General features: G+C 61.1%; 15 protein-coding genes. 10 read left to right on the plus strand and 5 right to left on the minus strand.

Features of this window, described 5'->3' with window-relative positions; translation table 11 throughout:
- The first annotated feature begins 7 nt into the window (after positions 1-7).
- The 9 genes from AC3EML_RS26405 to AC3EML_RS26445 all read left to right on the plus strand — a co-directional run bounded on the left by AC3EML_RS26405 (position 8) and on the right by AC3EML_RS26445 (position 7,269).
- A complete protein-coding gene (locus tag AC3EML_RS26405; protein ID WP_023714676.1) occupies positions 8-1,108 on the plus strand; it encodes a CgeB family protein in 1,101 nt (366 codons plus the stop codon).
- Positions 1,108-1,911, plus strand: a complete 804-nt coding sequence (locus tag AC3EML_RS26410) for a sugar phosphate nucleotidyltransferase (RefSeq protein ID WP_352521482.1) — start codon at positions 1,108-1,110, stop codon at positions 1,909-1,911. Before AC3EML_RS26405 ends, AC3EML_RS26410 begins: the two co-directional genes overlap by 1 nt.
- Positions 1,912-1,914: 3 nt before the next feature.
- On the plus strand, positions 1,915-2,676 hold the full coding sequence (locus AC3EML_RS26415; RefSeq protein ID WP_023687791.1) for a TIGR04290 family methyltransferase: 762 nt from the start codon (positions 1,915-1,917) through the stop codon (positions 2,674-2,676).
- The gene (locus AC3EML_RS26420; RefSeq protein WP_023699985.1) at positions 2,669-3,601 is read left to right on the plus strand and encodes a glycoside hydrolase 5 family protein; all 933 of its coding nucleotides are present in this window, start codon (positions 2,669-2,671) and stop codon (positions 3,599-3,601) included. The genes AC3EML_RS26415 and AC3EML_RS26420 overlap by 8 nt, the downstream gene beginning before the upstream one ends.
- Before the next feature lie 36 nt (positions 3,602-3,637).
- Positions 3,638-4,765 carry a glycosyltransferase gene (locus tag AC3EML_RS26425; protein ID WP_352521481.1) on the plus strand — a complete coding sequence of 376 codons (1,128 nt, stop codon included), beginning with the start codon at positions 3,638-3,640 and terminating at the stop codon, positions 4,763-4,765.
- An 8-nt stretch (positions 4,766-4,773) separates the two neighbouring features.
- Complete coding sequence (locus AC3EML_RS26430) at positions 4,774-5,751, plus strand: GNAT family N-acetyltransferase (protein ID WP_245260259.1); 978 nt, start codon at positions 4,774-4,776, stop codon at positions 5,749-5,751.
- Entirely contained in the window at positions 5,651-6,658 is a 1,008-nt protein-coding gene (locus AC3EML_RS26435) for a class I SAM-dependent methyltransferase (protein ID WP_245262843.1), read from the plus strand. The genes AC3EML_RS26430 and AC3EML_RS26435 overlap by 101 nt, the downstream gene beginning before the upstream one ends.
- A 73-nt stretch (positions 6,659-6,731) precedes the next feature.
- Entirely contained in the window at positions 6,732-6,950 is a 219-nt protein-coding gene (locus AC3EML_RS26440; protein ID WP_023691451.1) for a hypothetical protein, read from the plus strand.
- A 142-nt stretch (positions 6,951-7,092) separates the two neighbouring features.
- Complete coding sequence (locus tag AC3EML_RS26445) at positions 7,093-7,269, plus strand: hypothetical protein (protein ID WP_023704587.1); 177 nt, start codon at positions 7,093-7,095, stop codon at positions 7,267-7,269.
- On the opposite strand, the gene AC3EML_RS26450 is transcribed toward AC3EML_RS26445, so the two are convergent.
- The 5 genes from AC3EML_RS26450 to AC3EML_RS26470 form a co-directional block, all read right to left on the minus strand.
- Positions 7,270-7,833 carry a sigma-70 family RNA polymerase sigma factor gene (locus AC3EML_RS26450; RefSeq protein ID WP_023667968.1) on the minus strand — a complete coding sequence of 188 codons (564 nt, stop codon included), beginning with the start codon at positions 7,831-7,833 and terminating at the stop codon, positions 7,270-7,272. It abuts the gene before it with no gap.
- Positions 7,834-8,458: 625 nt separating this feature from the next.
- A complete protein-coding gene (locus AC3EML_RS26455; RefSeq protein ID WP_023687785.1) occupies positions 8,459-9,430 on the minus strand; it encodes an amino acid ABC transporter permease in 972 nt (323 codons plus the stop codon).
- A gap of 19 nt (positions 9,431-9,449) precedes the next feature.
- Positions 9,450-10,730 (minus strand): NAD(P)/FAD-dependent oxidoreductase, encoded by a 1,281-nt coding sequence (locus tag AC3EML_RS26460; RefSeq protein WP_023667966.1) that lies wholly within the window; start codon positions 10,728-10,730, stop codon positions 9,450-9,452.
- Positions 10,731-10,874: 144 nt separating this feature from the next.
- On the minus strand, positions 10,875-11,702 hold the full coding sequence (locus AC3EML_RS26465) for a transporter substrate-binding domain-containing protein (protein ID WP_023691453.1): 828 nt from the start codon (positions 11,700-11,702) through the stop codon (positions 10,875-10,877).
- Positions 11,703-12,000: 298 nt separating this feature from the next.
- A complete protein-coding gene (locus AC3EML_RS26470; RefSeq protein ID WP_352521479.1) occupies positions 12,001-13,203 on the minus strand; it encodes an MFS transporter in 1,203 nt (400 codons plus the stop codon).
- 194 nt (positions 13,204-13,397) lie between these two features.
- Here AC3EML_RS26470 and AC3EML_RS26475 point away from each other — a divergent pair, with 194 nt between their 5' ends.
- Positions 13,398-14,291, plus strand: a complete 894-nt coding sequence (locus AC3EML_RS26475) for a LysR family transcriptional regulator (protein ID WP_023667963.1) — start codon at positions 13,398-13,400, stop codon at positions 14,289-14,291.
- The last annotated feature ends 267 nt before the right edge of the window (positions 14,292-14,558 follow it).

A 14,558-nucleotide genomic window follows, 5' to 3' on the forward strand; every position in this document is an offset into this window, starting at 1 on the left:
TTTCCGGATGCAGATGGTCATTTTCGGTCTCACCGTTACATCATCATGGGGCAACGGCCATGCCACGCTCTGGCGGGGACTGATCCGCGCCCTGGGTCGGCTGGGATGGTCCATCACCTTCTTCGAACGCGATACCCCCTACTATGCCGGGACGCGTGATCTCGATCGGCTCGATGGCGGCAACGTCGTCATTTATCCGGACTGGGAGGACATCCGTCGCGTTGCGGAGCGGGCAATGAAGCAAGCGGATGTCGTCGTCGTCACCTCCTACTGTGCCGACGCCGTGGAGGCCTCGCGGCTGGCGCAGCAGACAGGTCGCGGATTGCGTGTCTTCTACGATCTCGACACTCCGGTCACGCTTGCCCGCATCGAGCAAGGCGAGCGTCCGCCCTATTTCGGACCTGAGGGTCTCGCCGATTTCGACCTCGTTTTGAGTTACACCGGCGGCTCTGCGATCGAGGCGCTTAAGTCGGTTTTGGGCGCGCGTCACGTGGTGCCGCTCTATGGGCATGTCGATCCCGACCAACACCGGCCGGCAGAGAAGCGGGCGGAATTCGCCGGTGATCTGTCCTATCTCGGAACCTACGCGGCGGATCGCCAGGCCGGCGTCGAAAAGCTGCTGGTCCGCCCGGCCGCGCGCCTGCCTGACCACCGCTTCATCATTGGCGGCGCGCAATATCCGCAGGAATTCCCATGGAGCGACAATATCTTCTTTGTCAGGCATCTTCCGCCCGCCGATCATCCGGCTTTCTTCTCATCATCTCGCCTTACATTGAACGTCACCCGGGAGGCGATGGCGCAAAAGGGCTGGTGCCCGTCGGGACGGCTCTTCGAAGCGGCCGCGTGTGGGGCTGCCATCGTCACCGATGCATGGCCGGGCCTGGCCGAATTTTTCGAACCCGGCCGCGAAATCTTGTTGGCGCATGACACCGATGATGTGGTCGCCGCATTGCGATTGCCGGAGCGCGAGCTCGACGGCATTCGAAGGCGTGCCCGCGACCGGGTCTTGGGCGAACACACTTCCGCACGGCGCGCGGCGGAACTGGATCGCATCCTGAACGATGCCTTTCAAAGATCTCCCGGCGAACCGATGAGGGAAGCGGTCTGATGTTGGGCATCGTACCCGCTGCCGGGCGCGGCAGCCGCATTCAGCCGCTCGGCTTCTCGAAAGAGCTGCTGCCGGTCGGTAGCCGGATCGATGGACAGACCGAGCGTCCCTGCGCCGTGAGCGAGTATCTGGTACGGCGCATGGTGCAGGCCGGCGTCGACAAGATTTGCTTCATCATCGGATCGGGCAAATCCGACATCCTTGAATACTACGCCGCCGGCTACGGTGACGCGGCGGCTCTCTTCGTGGTGCAGCCGAACCCCGTCGGTCTGTGCGATGCGATCTTCCGGGCGGCGCCCCTCGTCGCGCCCGACGAGGTCGTCCTGGTCGGCCTTCCCGATACGATCTGGTTTCCCGAGGACGGTTTCCGCCATTTGCCCGACGATCAGCTCTCATTTCTGCTTTTCCCGGTGGATCAGCCGGAATTCTTCGACGCCGTCGTCACCGACGTCCACGAGCGCGTGATCGAAATCCAGGTCAAGCGGCAGGATGCCGCCACGAACTGGGTTTGGGGTGCGTTCAAGATGCCGGGCCATATCCTGCATCAGCTTGCGGCACTGTGGCGTGAGCGCGAGCGCAGTGACGAATATATCGGCACTTTGGTCAACGCCTATATTGCGGCCGGCGGTACAGCTTTTGGTGTCAGGGCTGGGTCGGACTATGTCGATGTCGGCACTTTCAACGGCTATCGCACAGCTCTGCGGTTGCTTGAAAACGACGCCCCATCCGCGCACCGCGGGCCCACCATGATCATGCCCGGCGCGCAGTCGCATGTACCCGTCGTTCCTGGCGAAGGAGCCTGAGCCATGCTGCATTCCCATGCCGAAATCCGCCGCCGCATCGATGCGCTCGGCCCGTGGTTCCACAACATGGAACTTGCCGGCGTCGAAACCGCTCCCAACCATTTTCTGGGCAACTACCCGCTGATCAAATGGCGCAAATTTGCCAATGCCATTCCCGCTGATCTGACGGGCAAGGCGGTACTCGATATCGGCTGCAATGCAGGATTTTACTCCATCGAGATGAAACGGCGAGGTGCTGACCGTGTCCTTGGCATCGATTTCGATGACGCCTACCTGGCGCAGGCTCGCTTTGCCGCCGAGGTTGCCGATTGCGAGATCGAATTCCAGAAACTTTCGGTCTACGACGTCGGCTCGCTGCGCGAGACGTTCGATGTCGTGCTGTTCATGGGGGTGCTTTACCATTTGCGCCACCCCTTGCTCGCGCTCGACCTGATCCGCGAACATGTCGCCCGTGACCTGATGATCTTCCAGTCCATGCAGCGCGGCAGCGCGGATCTGCCCGAGTTGGAAGAAAACTATCATTTCTGGACGCATGACCTGTTCGACCAGCCGCAGTTTCCCAAGCTGCATTTCATCGAGCACCGCTATGCCGACGATCCCACCAACTGGTGGATTCCAAACCGCGCCTGCACCGAAGCGATGCTGCGCAGCGCCGGTTTCGAGATCGTTCTGCACCCCGAGCAGGAGGTCTATTTCTGCCGCGCAGCCGGGGACCCGGCCGGCGGCGGCGCCATCTACCCCTCGAAAGGACAGCTCCATGATTGAAGCCGCCATGATCTGGAACGAGCCCAACAACAAATCGCATTGGGACCCAGAGCTCGATCCCGATTGGAGCCGCTTTGCCAGGATGGCGATCTTGTCGGCTGACGCAATCGCGTCGGAGAACCCGTCTTTGACGAAAGTACTCGGTGGCATCTCGCCGATAGATCCGGGCTTTATCACCCGCATGAAGGAATTCGGCGTGCTGGACCATGTCGATGCCGTCGCCGTGCACGGCTTTCCGCTCGACTGGAACCTGTGGCAGATCCACGAATGGCCACAGAAGATCGGCGAGATCGCGACCGTCACCAACCTTCCCATCTGGGTCAGCGAAGTCGGCGTATCGACCTTCGGCGCGGAAGAAATCCAGGTTTGGGGGCTCAAGCGCACCGCTGAGTTGCTGATTGGCAACGCACCACGCATCCAGTGGTACAGCCTCTACGATCTTCCGCGCGAATGGGAAGCAACGACGCGGCATCGCGAGGCGGAGGGCTCTTCTTACTATCGACATTTCCACATGGGGCTGCTGCGCCAGGACGGTACGCCAAAACCTGCGCTGGAGGAGTTCCTGCGCTACACGCCCGCAATGGGGCTGGTGCAGTGGTTTCATTTCGAGGACCCCCGGCTGGACGATGCCGTCGCCTGGATGAAGCGGCTGGGCGTCACCAATATGCGCACGGGGCTTTCCTGGGCAGACAGCTTCCGGCCGAACGCGCTGGACTGGTTCGACCGGCAGATGGAGGCACTCGCCGATTTCGACGTGACGGTCACCTTTTGCTTTACACCGCAGCATCGGGGAATGATGCCCCACCACACCAGCCCGCCACTGGCGCCGGAGGAGTTCGCGGAATTCTGCGCAACCATGATCCGCCGCTATGCGCCCGGCATGACGTCCGCTTCGCTCCCGACGCGGCGGGCCTCGGCAGCGTGAAAGTGTCATGCTGCCATGCATCAGACGCCTGACACATTGGACGAATTAGCGGCATCATCGACAGGTGGTGCGGCATACGGGACCGAGGCGCAACCAGCCGCGGCGCTCACTGTCCTCAATGTCGCCTACCCTCTCGCGCCCGTCGGACCCGATGCTGTCGGCGGTGCCGAACAGGTTCTGTCGATGCTCGATCGGGCACTGGTTCGCGCCGGCCACCGCTCTATCGTCATTGGCTGCCACGGCTCCAGCGCGAGCGGTACCCTTGTGGAAATACCGGCTGAAGACGGCGTGCTCGACGAGGCGGCGAAGAGCCGCGCGCAGCAGGCTCATCGCAAAGCGATCGCCGCTGCCCGCGCCCGATGGCCGGTCGATGTGGTCCATCTGCACGGCATCGATTTCGATGCCTATCTGCCCGACGATGGCCCGACCCTGGTGAGCCTCCACCTGCCCTTGGACTGGTATCCGGCCGAGGCTCTGCGACCGACGCGCGACGACCTGTGGCTCCATGCGGTCTCGTCCACCCAGCAGCAAACGGCGCCACCAGGGGCCAGACTGGTGGCGCCGATTCCCAACGGCGTTGACATCGAATCATTGAACCTGGTGCAGCCGAAGCGAGACTTTGCCCTGGTTCTCAGCCGGGTCTGCCCGGAAAAGGGCATTCACCTGGCCCTGGACGCGGCCAAACAGGCGGGCGTGCCCCTGGTCATCGGCGGCAAGGTCTATCCCTACGAAACACATACGCGCTACTTTCGCGACGAGGTCCAATCCCGTCTTGATGCTCGCCGCCGCTTCCTGGGCCCGCTCGGTTTTAACGCCAAGAGGCGCTTTCTCAACGCAGCCCGCTGTCTGGTCCTTCCAAGCCTCGCCGCCGAGACAAGCTCGCTTGTCGCCATGGAGGCCCTCGCCTGCGGTACCCCGGTGGTCGCATTCCCGAATGGTGCGCTTGCGGATGTCATCGAGCACGGCAGGACGGGCTTTCTCGTCAACACAGTCGACGAGATGGCCCAAGCCATTCTTGCGGCGCCCAGCCTGGACGCCGAGGCGTGCCGGGTTGAAGCGCGGCGGCGGTTTTCGCTGGAACGGATGATCTCGTCGTATATGGCTGCCTATCAGGCCCTGGCACAACTTGGCACCGATCGCAGGCGCTTCGCTGCGGCACCGTGAGAAAAGCAGTGTTGCGCAGCGAAATCATCGATGACCCCGTAAAATTCGATGCCTTGACACCGCACTGGTGGAAACTGTGGGAGCAGAGTTCCTCTGCGACGCCGTTCCAATCCCCCGCCTGGCTGGTGCCATGGTGGCGCGCATTCGCACCCGGTGAACTGGCGACAGTCGCGGTCTGGCGTGGCGGCGATCTGGTCGGGCTGGCGCCACTCTATCTCGAGCATGGAACGGCCGGTTCGAAGCTGCTTCCGGTCGGCATTTCGCTCAGTGATTATCTGGACATCCTGGCTGTCCAGGATATCGAGGCGGCGGTTGTCGCCACCATTGCCGAAACGATCTGCTCGGTCGGGTGGTCACAATGGATCTTGTCTGATCTGCCGCAAAACAGTGCCGGTCTTACGATCGCGCATCCCGGTTTAACGGTCGAGAGGCCGGCAATTCATGCAGCCTGCCCCGTGCTTGCTGTTGCCGGCGACGAAACGTTGGCCGGCTGCGTTCCCGCTCGGCGCAGGCGCCAGTTGCGCCGGGCGCGTCAAGCGGCGTCCAGACGCGGCCGGCTCGCGTTGGCGTCAGCCCGGGGCGATCAGAACTTCCTGAACCAATTGATCCGCCTGCACCATGCACGCTGGGTTGGACATGGAGGTGGTGTATTGGCCGACCCCGCCGTGCAGCACTTCCATGGGCTTTCACTTCCCTTGCTCGATGCTCACGGTCTGGTCCGATGCTGGTTGCTCGCGATCGATGGCACGACTGTCGCCGCCTATTACGGATTTCACCACCGCGGCCGCGCCTATGCCTATCTCGGCGGCCTCGATCCTGCTTATGCCGAGGAGAGCCCAGGTGCGATCCTGATCGGCCACGCGATCGCGGAGTCGATCCGCGAGGATGCGCGCGAGTTCGACTTCCTGCGCGGCCAGGAAGCCTACAAATATGGCTGGGGCGCCGTCGACAGGTGGACGATGCGGAGGATCTGGACGCGGAGTTGATGTCATGAGTGTGCACGCGCAGCGCCGGACATCGGTCAGACGGGCGGTCGAAGGTTGTGTGGCCGATGGTGCCTGCGCCGAAGCTGTTCTCGTCAGGCTGGCGCTTCACCTGCCGCCCACAATTGAAGCGGCGGAATTGGCGGAGGTCGTGCTGAAAGTCCGTCCGGCGAATACCGGCGATGCTGAAAGACTGCGAAAGGTCGCTGGACTGCTGCGCCACAAACCGGGCGTCCTTGCCACTTTGCGAGCGACAGGCGGCGCCGTTCGGCATGAACGCGGTAACGGCGAGACGGATATCGCCGTGGTCAGGAGGCTGGCCTCGAGTTTTGATGCCGCGGCAGCAATTTCGACCGCGGCAAGTGTCCAGTTAGGATCCCTTGGCGATGACGAGCGGCTGACAGCCATGACCGACGAAATCGTTGAATGGCTCGAGGCGCGAGAATTCACCGGAATTCAACGAGACATTCTCGACATCGGTTGCGGCATCGGACGTTTCGAGCGCGCGCTGTTCAATTCCTTCAAGCGGATGGTCGGCATCGACATATCTTCGCGGATGATCTCTATCGCCTCCGAGCAATGCGCAGCGCTCGGCAATGTCGAACTGCGCCAAACCTCCGGTCTCGATCTGGCCGACTTCGACGACGACAGTTTCGATTGCGTGTTGGCGGTCGACAGCTTTCCCTACCTGGTCCTGGCCGGCATGGCTGAGCGGCTTTTCGATGAAATTGCGCGCGTTCTCAAACGGCCGGGCCGGCTCGCATTGCTGAACTATTCTTATCGCGGATCGCTTTCTTTGGACCGGGCCGACATCGGCCGTCTTGCGCAAGCTCACCAATTGCGGGTCATCATCGACGGCGAGAAGCCGTTTCGGTCATGGGATGGCGACGCCTTCCTGCTTGCTGGGTGAGACGGAACATTACAGCGCGATGCCGGTTCGGGCGTCGGCACCGATCGGTGTCCTGGATTCGAAGGAGGAGATCATGGCATCCGGCGGCAAAAAGCATTTCGGCCAAGGCAGCCAAGGCAAAGGTGCCGGCGCCGGCGCAATGACCACCTTGGACAAGGACAAGATCGAAGAAAACGCGGTTTTGTCCAACCGCGACAGGAAGCAACATAGCCGAGAGCGCGGGCTGGACGGCAATCGAATCAAGTCCGATCAATTTCAGGATCACGCCGCAAACCGGTTGCTGAAGGACTGACGCCACCGCGCCGCGTCTTGCCGCGGCACGGAGGAAAAACTGTGCAAGGGCCGCCGGTGAGCCTCTCGGCGGTCGACAACGCCTTGTAGTGCCGAGCGCTCATCATCAGACTTGGATCTAGGGATGCTATCAAGAGAACGTGATGTCTCATTCGAGCGACGATACCACGGATCTGCTTGTCGAGATGGCAGTGGATCGGGAGATTGCTTCCCTGCTGGCCGCCATAGAGCAGGAAAAGATACCGGACCGCCTGTCCAAGCTGGCGATCGAATTGCAAAACGCTCTCGTCGAGAAGCGTCGGCGAGACGTGAAGAGCTGATTATCTGCGGCTGTCGACCTCTATATCGAGCTGACCATCCGACAGCTGATTTCGCCTTTCTATCAATGTCTGCAACGAGCTCTCCCCGAGTAGCTCAAGGATGTTGGCGCGGGCACGGTTCAGCCGGCTTTTGACCGTCCCTACCGCGCAGCCGCAGATTTCGGCGGTTTCCTCGTAGCCCACTCCTAAAACGCCGATCAGCATCAGCACCTCGCGCTGATGTTCGGGCAGCTTTTGGATGGCGCCGTGAACTTCCTTGCTCTGAACGGTCCATTCCTGGGTAGCTTCCGAAATCGGTCTCGAAGACGCGCAGTCGAGAAGGCCTGGCGCTTCCCGTGCAGCGATCTTGATCCGCGTGTAGTAGGTGTTGCGCATGATGGTGAAGAGCCACGACTTCATGCGTGTACCGGGTTCGAACTTGTCGATGTTGGCGAGCCCTTTGGTCAACGTTTCCTGCACCAGATCGTCGGCATCGTCTGGAACGCGGCAGAAGGTGCGCGCGAAAGCCCGCAGGGCAGGTATCAGATCAACGATGGAAACGTCATTGGTTTGTTGGTCGGCCAAGAGATAGCCTCCGGATGACAATGGTCCAGCTCCCAGAAGAAAGAGTGAATGAACGAAGCCAGAGCTAAATGCATGGAAGTTTGGTTCGTTCCCGCCGTTGGAAACAACTCTTCGAAAATTCCACCGGGCGCGAACACGCCGACTACGGTCTTCCCCCAAACACGCCCACTTCAAAGGAACGAAACACCATGCCGAGCTTCATTCCCGGGAACCTCGCCGGTGCGTTTGGCTGTGCAGGGCATGGACCGAGTCGTGCGGCTGGTAACGCGCAAACCACTGCCTGACAAACCTATTGGCGAACCACGTGGCGAACTCGGCTACCATCGATACATAGCGATAATGGTTGGCCCGGAGGACATGTTAAAGTCGTTGATTTTATCGATTTGTCGGCGCGGGTGAAATCCAGCAATCGGTCGAAGTTGCCGGGCAGTCGGCCAACGACCATGCTCGTCCAGCACTTGCTCTATTCTGCCCTCCGATCGGGCTAAGCCGATGAAATACCGGGTTGATTCACCCTTGACGGCGTCGCCGAACGGCGTGCTGTGGCGTACAATCTGCAGCTGCTCTCCGAAGCTGGCTGTTGCGGTGCTGTGCAACTCGCTTTGGCGAAAATCACGGATGACGATCAGCGCTTGAGTGAGCGCCCGAACCGGTCCTCGATCCGCGACTGCAGGAACTCGAGCCCCATCGAGAGCAGCCAATAGATCATCGAGGCGGTGATGAGCATCTCGATGTGGCGGAACTCGGTCTGGCCCTGCGTGCGTGCGAGATACATGATCTCCCAGACCCCGACCACCGAGACCAGCGAAGAATCCTTCAGCATCGCAATGAACTGGTTGCCGGTTGGCGGCACGATGACCCGCATCGCCTGCGGCAGGATCACCAGGAACATCGTCTGGTTAGCGCTAAGGCCGAGTGCCGTAGCACCCTCGGTCTGGCCGCGCGAGATGCTTTCGATGCCGGCGCGGAAGATCTCGGTCATGTACGCGCCGTAGCAGAGCGACAGCGCCATGATGCCGGCCGGCACGGCGCCGATCACGTAGCCAATCTGCGGCAGGCCGAGATAGATGATGTAGATCTGCATCAACAACGGCAAGCCACGAAACAGAGAGGTATAGAAGGTCGCCAAGCCATAGACCACGCCGTTGCGGGAAAGTTTGGCGATGGCGCCAACGAAGGCGATGAGGGTGGCGATGGCGATCGAAATGGCCGAAATGTAGAGGGTCGTCACCACACCCTTCGAGACGAGGAAGCCGATCTTCTTGGCGATGAACGCGAAGGACAGGTCGAAGGAATAGAAAAACAACATTAGCAACACGAACAGCTCTATCCAAACTGCCACAATCTGCTGTTTGCGACTGAGATACCGCAGCGCGTTCCAGTTCGCCACCAAGATCAATGCGATCAGCACCGCCGAGACCGCCCGCCCGACGTCCGGGTTGGCGGCGAGCCACTCGACCGACCCCGGAACGAGCTTGCCGAGCCAACTGGCTTTGATGCCGAGCCCATACAGGCCGGCGGCGATGGCGGCGAGCACGAAGAATACGCCAACGCGGCGCGCCGCGTCCGGGTGGTTGAGCAATAGTCGGCCGATCACGTCTTCGATCTCCCTGCGGTCAGCGGGCCCGCTCGCGCCACCAATCCTGCGCCTGCAGCTTCCAGTAGGTGAGTTGCGCAACCGCAAGTCCAGCCGGGCCGCCCGCCCAGGCAAGGCCGAAGGGTGTGAACAGCCGGTAGCGGTCCGATTGTCCCAGTATGGCTTCGGCGATCAACTTGCCGGCGATCGCCGTGGTGTTGATGCCATGGCCACCAAAAGCCGTGAGGTACCAGACGCCCGGCTGCAACGGGCCTATCTGGGGCATCATGTGCCGGGCATAAGACATGAGCCCGGACCAGGCGAGTTCGGTCTTGAGGTGTTCGAGCTGCGGATAAGTGGTGACCATCTCACGGCGCAATTGCCTCGCCAACACGCCCGATGAGGCTGCCCGGGTGGTGATGCGCCCTCCCCAGAGCAGCCGCCTGCCGTCTTCGACAACACGGTAATAATCGCCTGCGCGACGGTTATCGCCGACGGCGTCGGTCGTCGTAATCGACTTGGCGATGAGGTCAGGCGCCTCCTCGCTCACCATAACGTAAGTGGCGATAGGCAGGAATGCCCGCTGCAGCCGACCGACCAGTGGCCCCGTATATCCGCCGGTGGCAACTACGGCCTGGCGGGCGCGCACTTCGCCGCTGTCGGTACGCAAGATCTTTTCGGCGCCGTCAAGGTTGGCTTCAACGGCAGCCGTTCTCTCGTATATCCTGCCGCCCAGCCGCTCGATCTCGCCAGCAACGGCGCGCAGATAGTTAAGCGGATGCATGTGGAAGGCGCTGGGATCGCGCAGGCCTTGGTGGTAGCGATCCGAATGCAGCACCGCTCGCACCTGGTCGCGATCGAGATAGTCGAGCCGGTAGTCGAAATCCCGCGCCAGTTGCTCGGCATATGCCTTGAGCGCGGCGCCACCATCGTGGCGAAGCACGCTCAATATACCGGAGCGCGGCTCTGCCGCCTTGATGTCGAGATCGCGGATCGTCTGCCGCACGAAGTCGACGCCTTCGATGGACAGGCGGTGCAGTTTTTGTGCCGCGTCGACGCCGGCCATCGCGGCGATGTTGTCGGTGCCGGTGGCGAAACCGGGATTAACGAAGCCGCCATTGCGACCGGAAGCGCCGAATCCTATCCGCTGCGCCTCAAGCACGACGACCTGCTGGCCGGCGCGAGCCAGCTGCAACGCCGTCGTCAGGCCGGCCAGTCCGCCGCCGACAACGACTGTCTCGCACTCGGAAACGCCGCTCAGCGGCGGTCTGATGGTGTTGTCGGCAAGCGTGCGTCGGTAATATGTGTCAGGACATGTCATGATCAATATGATGAGGTGGCGGCACTAGAGCATTTTGCAGGCAGCCGGAGCCGCCCGGTGTCGTGGAAATGCGGCTGAAACAAAACAGATGGAGCGGGATGTTCAATTGAATGCACCCCGCTCAAGCTTTATCCACGATGCCTCTCAGTCAGAGCTGTAATCCTTGCCGTACCACTTGGTGGTCAGTTTCGCGAGGGTACCGTCCTTCTTCATCTCGTCGAGAATGCCGCCGATCTTGGCATTCCACTCGGCATCACCTTTTTCCGCGATCACCACCAGTGGCTCACGGAAGGCATAGCCGCCTTCCAGGACACGCAACGGGTAGCCGTTCTTTATCGCGTTCTGAGCCGTCTGTTCTGGTGCGATGACCGCGTTGAGGCGCACGCCGTCGCCGAGCCTCAAATCGTCGAACGGCAGCATTGAGTCAGCGAAAGTCCTGATCTCACCGGGCTCCAGCTTGTATTCGATGGGCGGCAGGCCGGGAGCATCGATCTCGAGTTGTCTACGGATGAAATCCTCCGACGTGGTGGCGGTCTCGACGCCGATGATCTTGCCGTTCAGGTCGGCGACCGATTTGGCCGGGCTGTCCTTGTGAACCACGTAAACGTAGGGGCTATAATAATAGATGCCTTCGAAATCGATCACCTTGGCGCGCGCTTTGGTCGGCGTCACCGAGCCGACACCCAGATCGTAACGTCCCTGCCAATGGCCGCCCGTCATCGTCGCCCAGTCCGGCGTATCGAAACTGACCTCGACACCGAGGCGCCTTGCGATCTCTTTCGAGACATCTATGTCGAAGCCGACCAACTGATTGCTGTCGTCGAGGAAACTCTGCGGCGGCCAACCGCTGTTTGTGGCGACCACCATTGCCTTCTTCGAGGTAACCCGGTTGATGGTTTCACCCGCCGAGGCCGCAGACGCGAACGCGAGCGTGGTAGTGGCCAAGGCCAGCCACGCGATCAATTTCCTCACTTGAACCTCCCTCTTCATCGTCATTCAGACATATGCTTCCCAGAGCGCGCTCCCGTAGAGAAACAGCAATTGAGAGCGCGGCATGAGATCGATCTCATATCAGCACACATATCGACGAGGGGATCAAGTCCTTTTTCAAGTAGCCAGTTGTCCTCCGGGGGCGCAAAGCATCGGCACCCGCACGGTGCGGCGGAACCCGCGTTTGATGTGACGCGAGTGACTTTCAAGACAGAGGAACGAAGGTCTACTTCAACCTATCACATCATTGCCAGATGGGCGGCACAGGATGGCTTGCTGTCTACGAGTTTCCGATGTTCCGGTTAAGCATGGGTGCGCGGCACACCGGCAGCAGCACCAGCAGGATGATGGCGGAGTCGACCCAGAGGACCCTGTTCACGCCCATCGTGTCGACGATCTGACTGGTCGCTAGGGTACCCACGGAGATGGCAAGATTGAAAGTGAAGCAGTAGATGGCCGTCGCGGTCTCCGCGCTTTCTGGTGCTGCACTCAGCACCCACGTCTGCAGCGTGATGGGCGCCGCGCCATACGCGAAGCCCCACACCAGCAGCAGGATGGTTCCTGTGAGCGGCGTGACCCCGAGCAACGGGAAGAGAGCCAGCGTGGCGCCGAGCCCAATGACGATGCAGGCCAATGTGCGACCGACGGATTTGGCGGCCCAGACGCCTGCGACGGCGTTGCCAATCATTCCGAGAATGCCATACCCCAACAGTAACCAACCTATGCTCCCTGCAGTGACGCCCGAGACCTCCAGCAACACCGGGCTCACGAAAGTGTAGGCACCGTAGTGGGCAGCCACCAGCAGTGCGGTCGCAACCACGCCCGACAGGAGGGCGGGATTGCGCAATTGCGCACGCAGGGCTTTCACCTCCACAGGCTGCGCCGCCTCCAGCTTCGGAAGCACAAGCAGGGCGGCGAGCAGTATGGCAAAGCTCAGGCCGGCGAGAGACCAGAACGCGCCGCGCCAGCCGACTAGATCACCGATGATCGTGCCGGCCGGCACGCCCAGCACCGCAGCGGCACTTACACCGCCGAAGACAATAGTCATGGCGCGCGGCACGGACGGTCCAGGAACAAGGCGTACTGCGATGCTTCCGGCTATCGCCCAAAAGCCACCGATGGTGATCCCGACGAGCAGCCTGGACGCGAGCAGAACGGGAAAGTTCGTTGCGAGCGCTGAAATCACGCTCGCCGCAGCCATTACCGCGAGCAGGCCCGCCATCAGAATACGCCGGTCGAGCCTCCCCACTGCCAACGGCAAACCGATAGAAGCGAACGCCGCAATTACGCCGGGTATCGTCACCGTGAGACCGCCACTCCCAATAGAGACATTCAACTCGGAAGAAATTGCCGGAATCAGCCCCACAGGGAGTTGCTCCGCAGTGATCATCGAAAAAATACCCAGCGATACAGTGAGCACGGAGAGCCAGATGCGAAAAGTGGCTCCCTGTTTCTCCCGAAGGGCTGCTTTGGTCAGAGACATGATCACCTCCAGCCCGCGAGAAGGCACTCGACGCCAACGTTTCGGGCAAACGTTAGAGAGACGGATCGGGCAATTGATCCCGGCCTGGTTTCAGATAATCTGTCCACTGCGGATTGATAATCGAGGGAGATATGGATGGTGAATTCACGAAACGTGAATGAAAGAGGTGATTGCAGTTGGACCGGCTGACCAGCATGACCGTGTTTGCCAACGTCGTCGGTGAAGGCAGCTTCGCTGGAGCGGCCAAGCGGATGCGACTATCGCCAGCGGCTGTGAGCAAGCATGTCCAAATGCTGGAAGAGTGGCTTGGCGCACGCCTTCTCAACCGGACGACCCGGCGCATCAGCCTGACAGAGCTCGGCGCCTCCGTCTACGAGCGCAGTCTGCGCATAATCGAGGATGTCGAGGAAGTTCGTACGAGCGCGGCCGAGAGCAAGACACGTCCGACCGGCTCACTGCGTGTCAGCGCGCCGATCTCCTTCGGCGCGATGCACCTTGGGAGAGTCGTTGCAGAATATCTCGCGGTCTACCCGGAGGTGTCGGTTGAGTTGGTGTTGGACGACCGTGTGGTTGACATCGTGGAAGAGGGCCTGGATGTCGCGGTACGCATCGCTCCACTCACGGTTTCCAATCTGGTTGCTCGCCGAATCGCGCCGTCACGCGAGGTGGTCTGCGCTTCGCGCGATTATCTGGACAGACGCGGGCGTCCCACAAAGCCGTCGGATCTCCACGACCATGATTGTCTGGACTACGCGTTGCGCGCCAGCCGCGGAAAATGGCGGTTCGACGGACCAAAGGGGCAAGTGGCGGTAAAAATCACTGCACGGATGACGGCAACGAACGGGCAGCTCCTGCGCGATGCGGCGCTGGGTGGAGCAGGCATAGTACTTTGCCCCACTTTCCTTGTTGGAGAAGCCATTCGTTCGGGCCAGCTGGAGACAGTGATGCCCCAGTTCAAGCCGGTAAGCCGGTCGATCTACGCGATGTACCCGTCAAGAAGGCATCTTTCCGCCAAAGTTCAAAGCTTCGTGACGCTTCTCGCCGCCCACTTTGGTGAGAACCCACCTTGGGACAACTTTGGAACATGACGACTGGAATGTTGAGCCCAGAGGCCGCGCGCACTTGCACGGCCTTACTGTGCATGGGACCAGCACCCAGGGCCAAGGGCCGGTGCATATCGAGCCGTCCAGCACCTTTTCGAGACTGAAGCATCCGCTATTTGCCGACGGTCAGTCGCTGAGGCTCAATCCACCGCCCATCCTAAGCGCCGCCACAGCGCGAGTTGTAGCATCTGCGGTGTCTCTGGTTCTCTGCGGCCACCGGCGGAACGGGTTGTAAGCAGGCGCGTTCCTCCA

The organism is Mesorhizobium sp. P170090, from assembly GCF_057786115.1.

Bases quoted from the DNA above. Each gene is read 5' to 3' on its own strand.
- AC3EML_RS26405 (WP_023714676.1), top strand. From the start codon at position 8: ATGCAGATGGTCATTTTCGGTCTCACCGTTACATCATCATGGGGCAAC.
- AC3EML_RS26410 (WP_352521482.1), top strand. From the start codon at position 1,108: ATGTTGGGCATCGTACCCGCTGCCGGGCGCGGCAGCCGCATTCAGCCG.
- AC3EML_RS26415 (WP_023687791.1), top strand. From the start codon at position 1,915: ATGCTGCATTCCCATGCCGAAATCCGCCGCCGCATCGATGCGCTCGGC.
- AC3EML_RS26420 (WP_023699985.1), top strand. From the start codon at position 2,669: ATGATTGAAGCCGCCATGATCTGGAACGAGCCCAACAACAAATCGCAT.
- AC3EML_RS26435 (WP_245262843.1), top strand. From the start codon at position 5,651: ATGCGCGCGAGTTCGACTTCCTGCGCGGCCAGGAAGCCTACAAATATG.
- AC3EML_RS26440 (WP_023691451.1), top strand. From the start codon at position 6,732: ATGGCATCCGGCGGCAAAAAGCATTTCGGCCAAGGCAGCCAAGGCAAA.
- AC3EML_RS26445 (WP_023704587.1), top strand. From the start codon at position 7,093: ATGTCTCATTCGAGCGACGATACCACGGATCTGCTTGTCGAGATGGCA.
- AC3EML_RS26460 (WP_023667966.1), bottom strand. From the start codon at position 10,730: ATGACATGTCCTGACACATATTACCGACGCACGCTTGCCGACAACACC.
- AC3EML_RS26470 (WP_352521479.1), bottom strand. From the start codon at position 13,203: ATGTCTCTGACCAAAGCAGCCCTTCGGGAGAAACAGGGAGCCACTTTT.
- AC3EML_RS26475 (WP_023667963.1), top strand. From the start codon at position 13,398: ATGACCGTGTTTGCCAACGTCGTCGGTGAAGGCAGCTTCGCTGGAGCG.